Below are 16,165 nucleotides of genomic sequence, written 5' to 3'. Positions count from 1 at the left end.
GTAAAAAAACTGCAACGCATTTTTTTATTTTACCGATTCAAGATATTCTACAGCTCCATCTGATATATTTTCAGCTAATCTTTTTAGCACCTCGTCTTTTGACAATCTTTCTCTATCCTCCTCATTAGTTATAAATCCACACTCTAATAAGACACAAGGTATTTTACTATACCTAAGTACTGCAAAGTTTTCCCTTCTTATACCCTTATTTTCCCATCCATCATCTTTTATAGTCTCTTTTTCTATAATTTGTGCAAACTTCATTCGTTCATCTTTTTGATAACCATTTGCATCATAGTAATATGTAGTTATTCCTTTAAAAGTAATATCATTTATAGAATTTATATGAATTGAAATAAATGCATCTGCATTGGCCTCATTGACTTTGTCTCCTATTTTTTTTAGAGGTATAAGCTTGTCCTCATTTCTTGTTAAAACTACTTTACATCCTCTATCTTTTAAACAGGCTTCTACATACTTTACTATCTTAAGGGTTAAATCCTTCTCATACATATCTTTATAGCTCGTACCATTATCAATTCCACCGTGTCCAGCATCTAACACTATGGTATATTCTTTAATAGGCTTTTTAAATTTATTATTTTTATCTATAGCTTTAACCATAGGTGAATATGGCTCACCTAACACCTTTTCATAGACCGGATTTATTGCTTTTCCAAATAATAACATTGTCATAGTAAAAAAAATACAAGAAAATAAAAACCTTTTCCTGTTGCCGATTCTCATATTCTCACTACCCTTTTTAATAAATTTTAGAATAACTAAACTCAATTAATTGTAAAACATAATTACATTATATACAAATTATGGAATATTTTCAATATAACTAAATATATTTATAAGTTACATATTTGTAAACATAGTATTGGGTTACAAACTTAAATCTCGAATTATATAGAAAAGCAAACAAGGGCTTCATTCTAAATATATGAAGTCCTCGTTTGTTTTTACTCTACAATAACCTGGTGCGGATAACAGGATTTGAACCTGCACAAAGTTTCCTTCACTAGAACCTGAATCTAGCGCGTCTGCCAATTCCGCCATATCCGCAAACTTGAATAAATTTACAATTATATTATATCATAATGTTCCATTATAACAATGTTTTTATGTAAAAAAGCAATTACGAATAGAAATTTAAAAGAACTAAGTCCTGTGTAATACAGAATTTAGTCCTTGAGTGTTGCTTAAGGCATCTTCAAAAAATAACCAATCAGTATGCTAGTCTATTTTCTTTCAGATACCTAATTAGACTTTATCTAACTTTTTGGAGTTGTTCCACTTGTTTTGGGCTGTTCACTTGTTTTGGGTGGTTCACTTGTTTTTGGCGGTTCAGTCGTTTTTGGCGGCTCAACCGGCTTTTTAGTGCCTCTTTTTATAACTGCATCAACTGGTTTATAAAAATCATCAGCTATAACATCTTCACTTACCAGATTTCCGTTTTTTGTAGTTCTCTTTGTAACCTTTACTTTAAAACCTGTATAAGGAGCTTGTACTTGTTGTGTTTGTCCAACTGGTAATGTTGGGTCATCTTCATACTTTACTCCCGGTTGTATAGTTTCATAAACTTGTGATTTTACCTCAGTGACTATATCAGCTAAAGAAGAGTTCGTATATATATTGAATGTAACAGTTCCACCAGAAGCATCTCCTTCAATATATATTGGATAGTCTAAAGTATTCTTAAATTTATAGTCCAAATTACCATAATCAACTGTAGCGTCCATTCCAAGGGGTACATAATGTGATGGTAATGTATGATGAGATCTTTCAACAGATTTTATATTGGCTCTAAGTATTGCATTGTATAGTGTTGTAGATACCTGACATATTCCTCCACCAAGTCCTGAATCTATTTGATTTCCTATTATAACTGGAGCTGCTTGGTATCCTTTTTCAGCAGTTCTTTCTCCAACCACGTCATTAAAACCAAAGGTATCTCCAGGCATAAGCACTTTACCATTTATGCTTCTTGTAGCTAATCTTATATTATTAGCCCTCTCTGATGAAGATATAGAACCATATTCTGTGCTAAAAGTTGCAATTCTTGAGTTAATGGAGGATATCTTATCTGCAGTAATCTTAGCTGCAACTGTTTCCATAGGTGCCTTAATATTAATATCAGCACCTACTGTTCCATCAATTTTTGATGAAATTTCTTTTTGTAATTTATCTTTTTGAAGTTTTCTTCCACCCTGTTCCGGTATTACTGTAAAATCTCCTCCGCTTACCTTTAGCTTTGCATCTACAGGATCTTTATTTACATCTTGTTCAATACTGTTTATAAGTTCATTTACTGGCTTTTGATCATAAGTAAACCCTAAAGAAAATTGTTTTTTCTCAAAACCCTTTACTATTTTATATTTTTTAAAGATATTAGAATCTTTACCATATAAAAATGCTTGATTCACAGCTTCGTCTAAATTGTATTTAGGATTTAACTTTGAATAATCTAATGTATAAGTCCTATCAGGAGTTACTATATTTATTTTTTTCTTTCCTATTGAATTAGTATATTTTTGCTCTAAAATTTTCTTTGCTTGATCTTTTGTTTTTCCAGATAAATCTTCTTCTGATACCTTTATACCTGGATATATTAAGTTTGACCAAGCTTTAACAGTATTATACTGGTATATTCCACCCCCTATAATAGCTACTGCCAGAAAGCCTACTGCAATAAGTACTCCAATTGAAACCTTTTTTTTAGTAATTCTCTTTTTTCTTGTCACAGGCATCACCTCTTTATTTTACCTAATCATTATACTATAAAAGTGATTTTATTTAAATTATTTTCTTGCTGCAGTAAAATATTTATTGAACTAATAAATTATAAGATATAAAATTTAAGTATACAATTCTGTAACTTATTTCAAAATAATTTAAAGCGAGGTGCATTTACATGCCATATGACATAGAAAAAGTAAAACATTATATTAGGAATCTATTAACAACTCCAAGTCCTAGTGGATTCACAAATAAAGTTATGAATTATATGAAATATGAGCTAGACCTGCTAAAAGTGTCCTATACAACTACTAATAAAGGATGCCTTATAGTAACTTTAGATGGTGAAAATTCTGAATATCAAAAGACCATTTCAGCCCACATAGACACATTAGGTGCTATGGTAAAAGAGATTAAATCTAATGGGGCTTTAGTATTGGCTCCTGTGGGTGGCTTCATGATGAATTCTATAGATGGTGAAAACTGTACAATACACACTTTAGATGACAAAGTTTACACAGGAACTATTCAAACTATAAAACCTTCCGTACATATACACGGGAATGAGGCCCGTGAACTAAAAAGAGTTCCAGAAAATATGGAAGTTATTATAGATGAAAAAGTATTTTCAAAAGAGGATGTTGAGAATTTAGGAATAAATGTTGGAGATTTTATATGCTTTGATACTAGGACTATTTTCACAGACAACGGCTTTATAAAAAGCAGACATCTAGATGACAAAGCAAGTGCTGGTATAATTTTATATGCAATCAAATATATAGTAGAAAATAAAATTTCTCTTCCTTATACTATAAACTTTTTAATAAGCAATTACGAAGAAGTAGGTCATGGTGCCTCTTTTATCCCAGAAAAAACAAAAGAGTTTTTATCTATAGATATGGGAGCCCCTGGCCCTGGACAAAATTCATCCGAATACAGTGTATGCATATGTGCCAAAGATTCCTCTGGTCCTTATGACTTAGAACTTCGAAAAAACCTTATTAATATGTGTAAAGAAAATAACATTTCTTATAAAATTGATATATACCCTAATTATGGATCTGATGCTTCTGCAGCTCAAAAAGCGGGTTGGGATGTAAAAACGGCTCTAATTGGAACCGGCGTTTTCGCTTCTCATGCATATGAGAGAACCCATATGGATGGAGTAATAGCTACTCTAAATTTACTTTTAAAATACTGCCAGTATTAAAATAATATAGGCCGAGGAGGTTGTCAGAATGAAAGCTGAGATACTCTGTGTAGGAACAGAACTTTTACTTGGTGATATAGTAAATACAAATGCTCAATATTTATCAAAAAGATTAGCAGGTCTAGGTATCTCTGTATATCATCAATCTGTAGTTGGGGATAACAGCGAAAGATTGAAAAAAGAATTTGAAGAATCTTTTAATAGAGCTGACATAGTAATAACTACTGGTGGACTTGGACCTACGCCAGATGATTTAACAAAGGAAACCGGTGCAGAATATTTTAACAAAGAAATGATTCTACATGAAGATACATTAAATAAACTGAAAGCACATTTTATTAACACGCCAAAAGGCGAATTAAAAGGAAACAATATAAAACAAGCATACTTTCCAAAGGACTCATTAGTTCTACCAAATGACCATGGTACTGCACCAGGTTGTGCTATAGAGGAAAATGGTAAATTACTTATTGTTTTACCTGGACCACCTAGAGAATTGAAGCCTATGTTTGAAAACTCTGTAGTTCCTTTATTGAAAAAATATAGTAATGAAATATTGCAATCGAAGGTTTTAAGAATTTGCGGCATAGGTGAAGGTGTTATGGCAGAACAAATATCTGATATCATAAATAACAGCACAAATCCCACTGTAGCGCCTTATGCCAAAGACTGGGAAGTAACTCTAAGAATTACTTCAAAATCAGATACAGAAGAGAATGCAAAGAGGCTTATCATTCCTGTAGAAGATGAAATCCGTAGTAGACTTGGTACACATATATATGGTGAAGGCGAAACTTCCCTCGAGGCAGTCTTAGCTGAATTGCTAATAAAAAACAACTTAACTATATCTACTGCTGAATCCTGTACAGGAGGACTTATCGCTTCAAAACTTGTAGATTATCCAGGTGTCTCTTCAGTGTTTATGGAGGGCGCTGTTACTTACAGTAATGATGCGAAAATCAAACGTCTAGGTGTAAAGGAAGAAACTTTAGAGCTGTTTGGTGCTGTAAGTGAAGAAACTGCAAAAGAAATGGCAGAAGGCATTGCTAAAACATCCGAAACAAACATAGGACTATCAACTACTGGTATTGCTGGACCAGGTGGCGGTACTTCGGAAAAGCCTGTAGGCTTAGTCTATATTGGTCTTTATATTAACGGAATAACTAAGGTTAAGAAATGTGAATTTACGGGTAGTAGAGAAATGATAAGAAGAAGAACTACTATAACTGCACTAGACTGGGTAAGAAGAGAGCTTTTAAAGACCGAAAGTTAACTTTCGGTCTTTACTTCTTCACTAAAATACTCACAGTAAGGTGCTAGTGGGCATATTTCACATTGTGGTTTTCTAGCTTTACATATTTGCCTTCCATGCCATATAAGATAATGGTGAGTATCGCTCCACATTTCTCTCGGTACATTTTCCATAAGACCTTTTTCTACTTGGTCAGGAGTATCACCTTTAGCTATTCCCAATCTGTTTGATACTCTAAATACATGAGTATCTACCGCAATGGCCGGCACTCCAAAAGCATTAGATAAAACTACATTAGCTGTTTTTCTTCCTACCCCTGGAAGTTCTATTAGTTCTTCCATTGTTTTTGGAACTTCACCACCGTATTTTTGTATTATATCTCTTGTAGCTCCTAATATATTTTTACTTTTGTTTTTATAAAATCCACAGCTTCTGATCTTTTCTCCTAGCTCTTCTTCTGTTAAGCTTACCATCTTTTCCGGTGTATTATATTCTTTGTATAATTCCTCAGTAACCTGGTTAACTCTTACATCTGTACATTGTGCAGATAGTATTGTTGAAATCAATAGTTCATAAGGTGATTTAAACTCTAATGCACATTTAGCATTAGGGTAGGTCTCACTTAATGTCTTTAATGTTTTTTCTATATTTTCTTTTTTCAAAATGTTCACCTACTTTACATATATAGGGTTTCAAACTAGAAAGTAAACTTATACAAAGGGATATGTTTTCTTTCGGTCTTTTACCTCTATATTAATATTATATATTCAATAGAAAAAAATACCCATTCAAAATAATGGGTATTACTTATATTCTCCTCTATACTTTTCAGGTAAGAGCACTGCAATTTTTCCCATTAGGAAATTCATGGCTCTTTCTTCATATTCATGTTTGTCTTCTTCACGCTCTTTAACAGGTATTTCTATCTCTTTTCCTATAGAGAGTGTTACCTTTGCATGATGAAATTTTTCTTGTCCCATATCTTTTTCATTAATAGGAAGAAGTTTCTCACTCCCATAGATCCCAAGTGGTATAACTGAGGCTTTTGTCAATCTTTGAATTAATATAATTCCTTTTTTAGCCTTAATCATACTTCCAGTTCTACTTCTTGTACCTTCTGGGAATATAAGAATATTTTTTCCTTCTTTTAATGTCTTCACTATTCCTGATATAGCTTCCTTATCAGGAGTATTGGGCTTAATAGTTATAGTTTTAGTAATGTATACACCCAAACTAGTCAACGGATTGTCGGATAGTTTTGCTCCTGCTACAAAGGTTATATCCTGATCTCTTAGCACATTATTTATTACTAATCCATCAGAATTACTTAAATGGTTGCATACAAAAAGTATAGGCTTTTTTACATCTTTTAAGTTCTCCATTCCCTTAACTTCTATATCTGCATAGGTTTTTAGATACTTCTTAATCAGTTTTCCAGAAAAAAATCGAACTACATCTTCAGGAAGATAGCCTATTATCCTAGCTGCTCCAGGAGAAATCATAACATAGTCCACCTTTCATTTACATGGTTTAAAAATAAAAATTATATAAGCTATACAAATAAAAATTACTTCCTAAATATTATATCACATAATTAAATTATAGTTTCAAATATTTTAAAAGTCTATTATAATAATTTTGTACATATGGTGAACTAATCTTTACAGGTTTTCTACTTTTCTCTAGACACATAACATTAATTAGAGCATTTCTTTGAAGTACATTTTTACCTCTCCATCCACAAGATGTTTGACTATATTTCTCTTTAAATATTGCTTTATCTAAACTCACTAATTCATCTAAATTTACCATTTCCATAAAGTCATAAGGCCTAAATTCTTCTATTTTTGATATTTCAGCACCTTTGTTATATGGGCAGACCTTTTGACATGTGTCACATCCAAATATTCTACCATTTAATTTGCCAAACCATTCATCATTTATTTCCTTTTTTTGAGTTATATACGAAAGACATATGTTAGGATTATTCTCATTTTTTATTGCACCTGTTGGGCATGCGTTTTGGCATATATTACAGTTTCCACATTTATCTCCTAAAGGCTTATCTTTTTCTACAGACAGGTTAGTTATTATTTCTCCTAAAAATACATAAGAACCATATCTTTCTGTAATCAGAGTATTATTTTTTCCTATAAATCCTATTCCGCTCTGCAGTGCAATATATCTTTCAGGAAGAGAATTACTATCTACAAAATATATAGCCTTGCCTCCCAAACGCTCTATATAATCACATATGCTTTTTAAATAGTTTGCTACTACAACATGATAGTCTCTCCCATAAGTATAATTTGAAAATCCTATAGAATTTTTACAATTTAAGCTAAATAAATAAGGGAAAGCAATAGATATTATTGTTTTCCCGTCTTCCATATAGAGAAAAGGATTTATCCTCTTCTCTATACATTCCTCTTCAAATTCATTTTCTAATCCTTTATCTTTTCTGCTTTCAAAGCATTGCCTCAATTCATCAAAAACCCTACATTCTGAAAAGCCAACTGTATCTAGACCAAGCTTGTTACAATACTCTAATATACTGCTTTTGTAATCCAATTAATCACCTTCTTTAGTGCTCTACTTTAAATAACCATTTCGTTGTATATATTTCTTCTTCTTCCCTTAAAGTCCTCTATTTCTATTATTGGTGCTAGTGTTGCAGCTTGCTTTCTGCGAACAATTTTTGCCGGTATTCCTACAGCTGTACAATCCGATGGCATATCTTCTAAAACAACAGAGTTAGCTCCTATTTTTACATTATCTCCAATTATTATAGGGCCTAAAACCTTTGTTCCACATCCTATTATAACATTGCTTCCTACAGTAGGGTGTCTTTTCCCTTTATCTTTTCCTGTACCACCTAAAGTTACTCCGTGATACAGTGTTACATTATCTCCGATTTCTGCTGTTTCTCCTATAACTACTCCCATACCGTGATCAATAAAAAGTCCCTTACCTATTGTAGCTCCTGGGTGTATTTCTATACCGGTAAAAAATCTTGATAATTGTGATATTAATCTTGCTGTAAAGAAAAATTTCTTTTTATAAAAAAGGTTAGATATTCTATGATGAATTTGTGCATGGATACATGGATATAGAAGGAACACTTCTAATGGATTTCTTGCTGCTGGATCATTCTGCATAGCACTTTTTATATCATAAATTAGTGATTTAAATGGATTTCTCATCTCTCTATACCTCTCTAATTAATATTAATCATACAACCCCATAGATAAATATTTTTCTCCACCGTCTGGTGCTACAGTTACAACCTTTTTTCCTTTTCCTAGCTGTTCTGCTATCTTCACTGCTGCAGCTAAATTGGCACCAGAAGATATTCCTACTAGTACACCTTCTTCTTTTCCCATAAGTCTTGCATATTCAAAAGCTTCTTCATCAGTTATTGTCATAACCTCATCTACTATTTCTTTATTATATATATCTGGTACAAAACCAGCTCCTATTCCTTGTATCTTATGAGCTCCAGCCTGCCCGCCTGATATAACTGGAGATTTTGCAGGTTCTACCGCTACAACCTTTATATTGCCATTATGCTGTTTAAGTTTTTTACCAACGCCTGCTATAGTTCCTCCTGTACCAACACCAGCTACAAACACATCAAATTCATTTAAATCCTTAATAATTTCATCTGCTGTAGTTTCATAGTGTTTTTCAGGATTTGCTTCATTTATAAATTGTTGTGGTATATAATATCCTTCCTTACCTTCTGCTATTTCTACTGCCTTTTCTATAGCGCCCTTCATTCCTTTTGCACCCTCAGTTAATATAAGTTCTGCTCCATAAGCCTTCATCATATTTCTTCTCTCTATACTCATTGTATCTGGCATTATAATTATTACTTTATATCCCTTTAACTTTCCTATCATAGCAAGTGCTATTCCTGTGTTTCCGCTTGTTGGTTCAACTATTGTATATCCTGGCTTTATAATTCCTTCTCTTTCAGCCTTTTCTATCATTCCTAGCGCAGCTCTATCTTTAATGCTTCCACCAGGATTAAATTTTTCAAGCTTCACATAAATATCAGCCATGTCTTCTCCTATTATATTGCTTAACTTAAATAAAGGTGTATTGCCTATCATGTCAATAACGTTATTAAATATCATTTTAAATTCCTCCCTTTTTGATTAAAAATTACATTAATTAATTAAAAAATTTTCCTAATCTGAGTGTATTTTTATTTTAAATATCAAAAAACTCCGTCTCTATATATAATAGAGACGGAGTTAAATCCGCGGTTCCACTCTACTTAGGTCTTTAATTAAAGACCTCAGCTTTAGTTCAAGCACAGCGCTATGCTCTACCACTATAACGGGTGGATCCGATACAGCCTACTTAATTCGGTGTATAACTCCAAAGGGCACTTCACTTAAACCTTATTCAGAAACTTCTCAGCATACAGTTCCTTCTCTGTAAAATTCAATTTAAGCTACTTTCCTTTTTCAAAGTATTTCCGAGTATTTTGATACGAATTCTATATTTCTTATTATACAACTATTTTTCTCTTTGTCAATATCTTTTTTATACACATAAAAATAAATAATAAACCAAAGATTATAGTATATTCTATGTGAAATAAGAAATTAAGTTCTACCGAATTAGTATAGAAAATTTACATTAACTACAGAATCTATGCTTACCTATTATTTTGATTAATGGTCTTGACCATATCCATGCACTTGTAGCTGTTGCCGGATTAAAGTAGTAAATAGACCCGCCTGATGGATCCCAGCCATTTAAAGCGTCTTGCGCAGCATTTATAGAACTTTGGACTAAGCTTGCATTTATCTGACCATCGTCTATAGCAGTAAATGCCCCTGGTTGATATATAACTCCAGCTATGGATGACGGGAACCTTGGATCTCTTGTTCTATTTAATACTACCGCGCCAACTGCTACCTGGCCTTCATATGGTTCTCCTCTTGCCTCTCCATTAATAAGCCTTGCTAGAAGCATTAAGTCCTGATTGCTTGTAATTGTACTATTATTGTTGCCAGAAGCACTAGCTTCGAGTCCTGCAACATTAATTCCAATAGCATTCAACGTATTATTGCCCGCAATTCCATCTACAGATAAACCATTTTTAGCTTGGAAATTTTTCACTGCAGTAAAAGTTAGATAGCCGTATGTTCCATCTACACCTCCAGTATAATATCCCCAATCTTTAAGCCTTCTTTGTATTTGTGAAACTACATCTCCTGTTGACCCATAATAATAGGCTATTGCTTTAACTGCACTTGTATAAGGAATCATACAAATAGAAGTAGTAATGTATGTAAATATAACGATAAGGGCACAAGCTATTTCCTTTTTAAATTTCATAATTTTTTTAGACATACATAGGCTCACTCCTTGCTATAAACTTAAATATTCAATAAAGCTAGTAATATCGGTATATTTTAGGTCTTAGGATATAATTTAGTTTATACATAAAGGCATAAAAAATACATTTTATAGCTAAAAGAGGAGTTGTAAAGATTATCCAAAATAAAAAAGCCCTAGTAAAAACTAAGGCTTAAGGCATCTGAAAGAAAATAACAAGTCCAAAGATGCTAAGGATATTTTGTGTCAGACAAGGAGAAAGGCTCCGCAGATAGCCGACCCTATCTAAGGGTTCTTTCGACGCAGTATGACACAAAATAGACTAGGAGATGGACTAGTTATTTTTTTCAAGATGCCTGAGTTTATAATTATATAAAATTTGCACCGAAAGCTAAAATCGTAAGCACAATTATTAATAAAACTGTACCTTTAGCTATAAAATTTTGAAGTGTTGTATTAACATAGCTTCCCATAACTTCAACATCATTTACAAGTATTATCATAAATATTAGTACTACAGGACATAACACACCCGCCAGCTGCTGAGTGACCAGAATTATATTAATTAATGATATATTTGGTATAAGTATAATTATGGCACTTACTAAAATCATAAATAAAAATAATCCAAAGAATACAGGTGCCTCTTTTATTTTATTATCTAATCCACTTTCAAAACCAAAGGCTTCACATACAGCATAAGCAGTACATAAAGGTATAACACAACATGCTAAAAATGATGCTCCAAATAGCCCTACTGCAAATAATAAAAACGAATAATTTCCTGCGAGTGGTCTTAGTGCTGAGGCTGCATCTTGCGCTGTATCTATATTTATACCAGCCTTATATAATGTTTCAGCGGTACAAACTGTTATAACTAAAGCAGTTAATATAGCCCAGATCGTTCCAAGATATACATCAGCCTTTTCATATTTATATTCTTTAATAGATATACCTTTATCTACAACTGAGGATTGCAAATAAAATTGCATATAAGGAGTTATTGTTGTACCTACCATTCCTATGAGTACTAAAAAATAATTTTTGTCAAACTTAGCTTGTGGTTTTACTATACTTACAAAAACATGACTCCAATTTGGTTTTACAAGAAAAGCTGTTATAAAATAGCCAAAGAATGTGATTGTTAAAAACAAAAATATTTTTTCTGCCTTTGAATAATTTCCTCTTGTTAATATAAACCAAATGAGTGCTGTAAGTATTGGTATAGAAATATATTTGCTTATATGAAATAACTCTAAGCTTGCAGCTATACCGGCAAAATCACCTATGCATACACCGAGATTTGCCACAAGAAGTACAAGCATAGCAAAAAAAGCCCATTTAACACCAAATCTTTCTCTAATAAGGTCCGAAAGACCTTTACCTGTGACAACTGCCATTCTTGCATTCATCTCTTGAACTACTGCAAGACCTATAGCTATAGCAAACATTCCCCATAGCATTGAATATCCATAATGGGCGCCAACAACGGAGTAGGTAGTAACTCCACCAGCATCATTTCCCGCATTAGCTGTTATAATTCCTGGCCCAATTATACTTAATATCATTAGAAATCTATTTTTACTCTTCATGTTTATCTACCTCTTTCTAACCTACCTTTTTAAGTCTTCTTCTCCATGTTGGAACTAATATATCTTCCACTATGTCACTCATAATTACTACACCACATAGTTTCTGATGACTATTTATTACCGGAAGAGAAAGAAGGTCGTATTTAACACAAAGCTCTATAGCTTCATCTATATTCTCATGATCTTCTATTTTAGTTATATCGTTTAGCATTATTTCCTTTAATTTTTCTTGTGGTTTAGATAATATTAGACTCTTCAATGAAACTACACCTTGAAGTCTTTCCTGTTCATCAGTAATATATATATAATGAGAAACTTCATCATCTGGATTAATTTCCCTTAAAAGCTCAATGGTTTCTTCAACAGTTATATTTATATTAAAGGATATGAAATCCTTATTCATTATGCTTCCAACCGCTTCTTCACTGTACCTCATTAAAGATCTTACTTCATCAGCATCCTCTTTTTCCATGCTGAGAAGAATATCTTCTGCTGTTTCTTCATCTATATCCTCTAAAATATCAGCAATTTCATCGTTAGGCATATTGTCTAAAACCTCATCCCTTTTAGACTGACTTAAGTTTTCCAATATATCAGCTTGCATGTCTGGCTCAATTTCCTCTAAAGTATCCGCAGCAAGATCCCGTTCAAGACTTTCAAATACTCTTTTCCTATAGTTTATATCCATATCCTCTAAAATATCCGCTAAATCTGCAGGATGCAATTTGGAAAGCTTTTTATAGGTTACAGATAGCTTCAAATTATTATTTACCATCTCAAGTGATTCAACGTTATCCCATACGATTAGGCTATCGGATGGTTTTTTATCAAGCATCTTGTAACAGCTTTTAACTAAGCCCTCTAATCCAAGTCTTCTTCCAAGAGCAAGTACACCTGAGTCAACAGCCACTACCCTATACTCTCCTGCTATTTCTGCAATTCTTAGATCATTAACTCTTACAAGCTTTTTTCCATCTATATCAACAATTTGTCTGTCTAATAAATGTTTCGATAAAAGATAAGAGTACCTTTGAAGAATAATCTCTCTCATTCCTTCACCTTTAATACGTATCCTGTCATCTTCTACATAAAAGGAAATACGCTTAAATTCGCAATTAAAAATTTCGCCGTCTTTCTTTACCATATAGCCAATAGCTCTTGGGAGCCCATCCTCAGTAGTTACATAAATATCGCATAATTTACCTACGGGTTCATTAAACTCATCATAGATTTTTTTGTAAAGAACCTTACTTAAGAAGAAATTAGATAGCTTTTTCATAAATATTCCTCCTTCATACACAGAGGAATATTTACAAAACTGATAAGGAATTTATAGAAATGCTTAAGCGTTAGAAGTAAATTTCTTTATCGGTTAATGTAAATGTTCCTCTGTACATTCAATATTAAATTTTGTTTTGACCTAAATCGACCACTATAAGGGCCAACCTCCATTTAAAAACACCACCTAAAAAATAAAATAAAGGAGCCTATAAAAATTATAGGCTCCATGCAAACTAAAACTTTATAGTCCGAGTTTTAGCACTATATAGCTTTGAACTTAAATCGTTCAGCTACATTAAGTAAAACCTTGATTCGGTAATACCTGTTGACCCATTGGCATCTCTCGATGTTTCCGGGCAGTAGCGTATATCTATATAGGAGCCTCACCTAACATAAGTAAAACATATCTTTTTTTATTATTAACTTTCTTTCATTATTTATTATAGTACAAATTCCTTAAAATGCAACCTATAAATATAAAATTTATTTAAATTTGCTTGTTATATTATATTATTTTTATTTTTTTCAGTATTGCTAGCATTCATGCAATATTTTGTCCATTTTCTTAATTTTCATTAAACCTTCTATTGTAATTTTTGTAAATATTTTTAAGGCAATTTTATTTATTTATCTATTACACCAAATTATTTATTCATATTTTTTTATCATTGTGTTAATATATTAATGATTTTAACGTGCTGAAGTTTGGAGCCATATCTAGGCGTATAAGCTAACTTCAGCCTAATACGCTATATAGGAACTTATGTCGCAAAATTTTTAAAGAACGGAGAATATCAATGATACTAAATAATAAATTTTTACCTGTAAGTAAAAATGATTTAAAAGCAGAAGGCATAGATCAGTTGGATTTTATCATAATTACAGGCGATGCCTACGTGGATCACCCTTCCTTTGGTACTGCCATAATATCTAGAGTACTTGAAAATGAAGGTTTCACCGTAGGTATAATTGCTCAACCTAACTGGAATAATGCAGATGACTTTAGAAGGCTCGGAAAACCTAAACTAGGTTTTTTAGTTAATTCAGGCAATATTGACTCCATGGTGAATCACTATACTGTAGCTAGAAAAAAGCGACATGATGATTTATATTCGCCTGGTGGTGAATCAGGCCATAGACCAGATAGGGCTGTTATTGTATACTCTAATAGAGTTAGAGAAGCTTATAAGGATGTTCCTATTATAATTGGTGGAATAGAAGCTAGTTTAAGAAGATTTGCACATTATGATTATTGGGATAATAAAGTAAGGAGAAGTATTCTTTTGGATTCTAAGGCAGATCTTTTAATATATGGTATGGGCGAAAAAACTGTAGTACAGATAGCTAACCTTTTAAAATATGGAATGTCTATTCAAAAAGTTACTGATGTAAGAGGAACTGTATATCTTTCTAATGATCTATCTCAGTTAAGAGACTTTGTAGAAGTCCCTTCATTTGAAGAAGTTTCTACAAATAAAGAGGCTTATGCAGAAAGCTATAAACTAGAATATTTTGAACAAGATGCTATTAGAGGTAAAACTGTAGTTCAAAAGCATTCTGATAAATATATCGTTCAAAATCCTCCTCAGTTTTCACTAACAGAAGAAGAAATGGACGTAGTTTATAATTTACCTTATACCAGAAATTATCACCCTATGTACGAGGCTAAAGGTGGAATTCCTGCTATAAAAGAAGTTAAATTCTCCATAACGAGTCATAGAGGCTGCTTTGGCGGTTGTTCATTCTGTGCTCTTACTTTTCATCAGGGAAGGACAATTCAAAATAGAAGCCAAAAGTCCATTATAGATGAAGCTACTCTTTTAACATCAATAGATGATTTTAAAGGATATATACATGATGTAGGAGGCCCTACTGCAAACTTTAGACATAAGGCATGCAAAATCCAAGAAACTGCTGGTGTATGTAAAAACAGACAGTGCCTATCACCAACACCTTGCAAAAATCTTATAGTAGACCACAGGGAATACTTAAGTTTGCTAAGACAAATAAGACAAATACCTGGAATTAAAAAAGTGTTTATTCGTTCTGGGATAAGATATGATTATCTTGTCTATGATAAAAATGCTGATTTTTTCGAAGAGCTTTGTAAACATCATATAAGCGGCCAACTTAAGGTTGCTCCAGAACATATAAGTGATAAGGTCCTTAAACAGATGGGTAAGCCTAAAAAAGAAGTTTATGATAAATTTTCCAAGAAATATTTTGAAATAAACAAAAAAATTAAAAAGAATCAATTTCTTGTTCCTTATCTCATGTCAAGTCATCCTGGCAGTGATTTGACTGCATCTGTAGAACTTGCTCAATATATTAAGAGCATGGGATATACTCCAGAGCAAGTTCAGGATTTTTATCCTACACCTGGAAGTTTGTCTACCACCATATATTATACAGGTATACATCCTCTAACTGGTGAGAAGGTGTATGTGCCAAGAGAACAGAAAGAAAAAAATATGCAGAGAGCTCTAATGCAATTCACTGTACCTGAAAATCATAAGCTTGTAAAAGAAGCATTAATTAAGGCTGGCCGTGAGGACTTAATTGGAACAGACAAAAGGTGCTTAATCGCTTCAGCACCATATAAACAAAGACCTAAACAGGGTAAGCCTCACAAGGCAGCCCCTAGGAATAAAGGAGCCAATCAAAAGAAAGTAAAAAGATAGTTTATTAATTGAAAGGCAAAAATCGACTTACACCCCGGGCTATGTTTCC

The 16,165-nt window shown here is 32.6% G+C and carries 13 protein-coding genes, 1 tRNA gene, 1 riboswitch and 1 other annotated feature; of the genes, 3 read left to right on the top strand and 11 right to left on the bottom strand.

Features of this window, described 5'->3' with window-relative positions:
* Nucleotides 1-24 precede the first annotated feature (24 nt).
* The 3 genes from RCG18_RS08590 to RCG18_RS08580 form a co-directional block, all read right to left on the bottom strand.
* Nucleotides 25-696 carry an N-acetylmuramoyl-L-alanine amidase gene (locus tag RCG18_RS08590; RefSeq protein ID WP_308040892.1) on the bottom strand — a complete coding sequence of 224 codons (672 nt, stop codon included), beginning with the start codon at nt 694-696 and terminating at the stop codon, nt 25-27.
* Between the two features lie 288 nt (nt 697-984).
* A tRNA-Leu gene (locus tag RCG18_RS08585) sits at nt 985-1,071 on the bottom strand.
* Nucleotides 1,072-1,280: 209 nt separating this feature from the next.
* Entirely contained in the window at nt 1,281-2,750 is a 1,470-nt protein-coding gene (locus RCG18_RS08580; protein ID WP_308040891.1) for a VanW family protein, read from the bottom strand.
* Nucleotides 2,751-2,920: 170 nt separating this feature from the next.
* On the opposite strand from RCG18_RS08580, the gene RCG18_RS08575 reads away from it, so the two are divergent.
* On the top strand, nt 2,921-3,955 hold the full coding sequence (locus RCG18_RS08575; protein ID WP_308040890.1) for a M42 family metallopeptidase: 1,035 nt from the start codon (nt 2,921-2,923) through the stop codon (nt 3,953-3,955).
* 28 nt (nt 3,956-3,983) lie between these two features.
* A complete protein-coding gene (locus tag RCG18_RS08570; RefSeq protein ID WP_308040889.1) occupies nt 3,984-5,228 on the top strand; it encodes a competence/damage-inducible protein A in 1,245 nt (414 codons plus the stop codon).
* On the opposite strand, the gene nth is transcribed toward RCG18_RS08570, so the two are convergent.
* From nth to RCG18_RS08530, 8 genes are all read right to left on the bottom strand, one after another.
* Nucleotides 5,225-5,869: an endonuclease III gene (nth, locus tag RCG18_RS08565; protein ID WP_308040888.1), complete on the bottom strand. Its 645-nt coding sequence runs from the start codon at nt 5,867-5,869 to the stop codon at nt 5,225-5,227. The genes RCG18_RS08570 and nth overlap by 4 nt on opposite strands.
* Before the next feature lie 141 nt (nt 5,870-6,010).
* Entirely contained in the window at nt 6,011-6,709 is a 699-nt protein-coding gene (locus RCG18_RS08560; RefSeq protein ID WP_308040887.1) for a lysophospholipid acyltransferase family protein, read from the bottom strand.
* 97 nt (nt 6,710-6,806) lie between these two features.
* Nucleotides 6,807-7,778, bottom strand: coding sequence for a tRNA epoxyqueuosine(34) reductase QueG (gene queG / locus RCG18_RS08555; RefSeq protein ID WP_308040886.1), 972 nt, complete (start codon nt 7,776-7,778; stop codon nt 6,807-6,809).
* 26 nt (nt 7,779-7,804) lie between these two features.
* A complete protein-coding gene (gene epsC / locus RCG18_RS08550) occupies nt 7,805-8,410 on the bottom strand; it encodes a serine O-acetyltransferase EpsC (RefSeq protein WP_308040885.1) in 606 nt (201 codons plus the stop codon).
* Between the two features lie 24 nt (nt 8,411-8,434).
* Nucleotides 8,435-9,346 carry a cysteine synthase A gene (gene cysK / locus RCG18_RS08545; RefSeq protein ID WP_308040884.1) on the bottom strand — a complete coding sequence of 304 codons (912 nt, stop codon included), beginning with the start codon at nt 9,344-9,346 and terminating at the stop codon, nt 8,435-8,437.
* A 107-nt stretch (nt 9,347-9,453) separates the two neighbouring features.
* Nucleotides 9,454-9,695, bottom strand: a binding site (T-box leader).
* Nucleotides 9,696-9,857: 162 nt separating this feature from the next.
* Nucleotides 9,858-10,577 (bottom strand): spore cortex-lytic enzyme, encoded by a 720-nt coding sequence (sleB, locus tag RCG18_RS08540; RefSeq protein ID WP_308040883.1) that lies wholly within the window; start codon nt 10,575-10,577, stop codon nt 9,858-9,860.
* A gap of 353 nt (nt 10,578-10,930) precedes the next feature.
* Nucleotides 10,931-12,154: a divalent metal cation transporter gene (locus tag RCG18_RS08535; protein ID WP_308040882.1), complete on the bottom strand. Its 1,224-nt coding sequence runs from the start codon at nt 12,152-12,154 to the stop codon at nt 10,931-10,933.
* A gap of 16 nt (nt 12,155-12,170) precedes the next feature.
* Nucleotides 12,171-13,433 carry a magnesium transporter MgtE N-terminal domain-containing protein gene (locus tag RCG18_RS08530; protein WP_308040881.1) on the bottom strand — a complete coding sequence of 421 codons (1,263 nt, stop codon included), beginning with the start codon at nt 13,431-13,433 and terminating at the stop codon, nt 12,171-12,173.
* Nucleotides 13,434-13,669: 236 nt separating this feature from the next.
* Nucleotides 13,670-13,837: riboswitch (M-box (ykoK) riboswitch) on the bottom strand.
* Between the two features lie 398 nt (nt 13,838-14,235).
* Here RCG18_RS08530 and RCG18_RS08525 point away from each other — a divergent pair.
* Nucleotides 14,236-16,116, top strand: coding sequence for a YgiQ family radical SAM protein (locus RCG18_RS08525; protein ID WP_308041983.1), 1,881 nt, complete (start codon nt 14,236-14,238; stop codon nt 16,114-16,116).
* Nucleotides 16,117-16,165: the final 49 nt, after the last annotated feature.

The sequence above is a fragment of the Clostridium sp. OS1-26 genome, assembly GCF_030915445.1.
In the GTDB taxonomy this organism is placed as follows: domain Bacteria; phylum Bacillota; class Clostridia; order Clostridiales; family Clostridiaceae; genus Clostridium_AM.
The sequence above is the reverse complement of the archived record's forward strand: the minus strand, read 5'-3'. Positions and strand labels throughout refer to the sequence as shown.

Excerpts from the sequence above, each read along its gene's own strand:
- RCG18_RS08590 (WP_308040892.1), bottom strand. The coding sequence starts at position 696 with ATGACAATGTTATTATTTGGAAAAGCAATAAATCCGGTCTATGAAAAG.
- RCG18_RS08575 (WP_308040890.1), top strand. The coding sequence starts at position 2,921 with ATGCCATATGACATAGAAAAAGTAAAACATTATATTAGGAATCTATTA.
- RCG18_RS08570 (WP_308040889.1), top strand. The coding sequence starts at position 3,984 with ATGAAAGCTGAGATACTCTGTGTAGGAACAGAACTTTTACTTGGTGAT.
- RCG18_RS08560 (WP_308040887.1), bottom strand. The coding sequence starts at position 6,709 with ATGATTTCTCCTGGAGCAGCTAGGATAATAGGCTATCTTCCTGAAGAT.
- epsC (WP_308040885.1), bottom strand. The coding sequence starts at position 8,410 with ATGAGAAATCCATTTAAATCACTAATTTATGATATAAAAAGTGCTATG.
- cysK (WP_308040884.1), bottom strand. The coding sequence starts at position 9,346 with ATGATATTTAATAACGTTATTGACATGATAGGCAATACACCTTTATTT.
- sleB (WP_308040883.1), bottom strand. The coding sequence starts at position 10,577 with ATGTCTAAAAAAATTATGAAATTTAAAAAGGAAATAGCTTGTGCCCTT.
- RCG18_RS08535 (WP_308040882.1), bottom strand. The coding sequence starts at position 12,154 with ATGAAGAGTAAAAATAGATTTCTAATGATATTAAGTATAATTGGGCCA.
- RCG18_RS08530 (WP_308040881.1), bottom strand. The coding sequence starts at position 13,433 with ATGAAAAAGCTATCTAATTTCTTCTTAAGTAAGGTTCTTTACAAAAAA.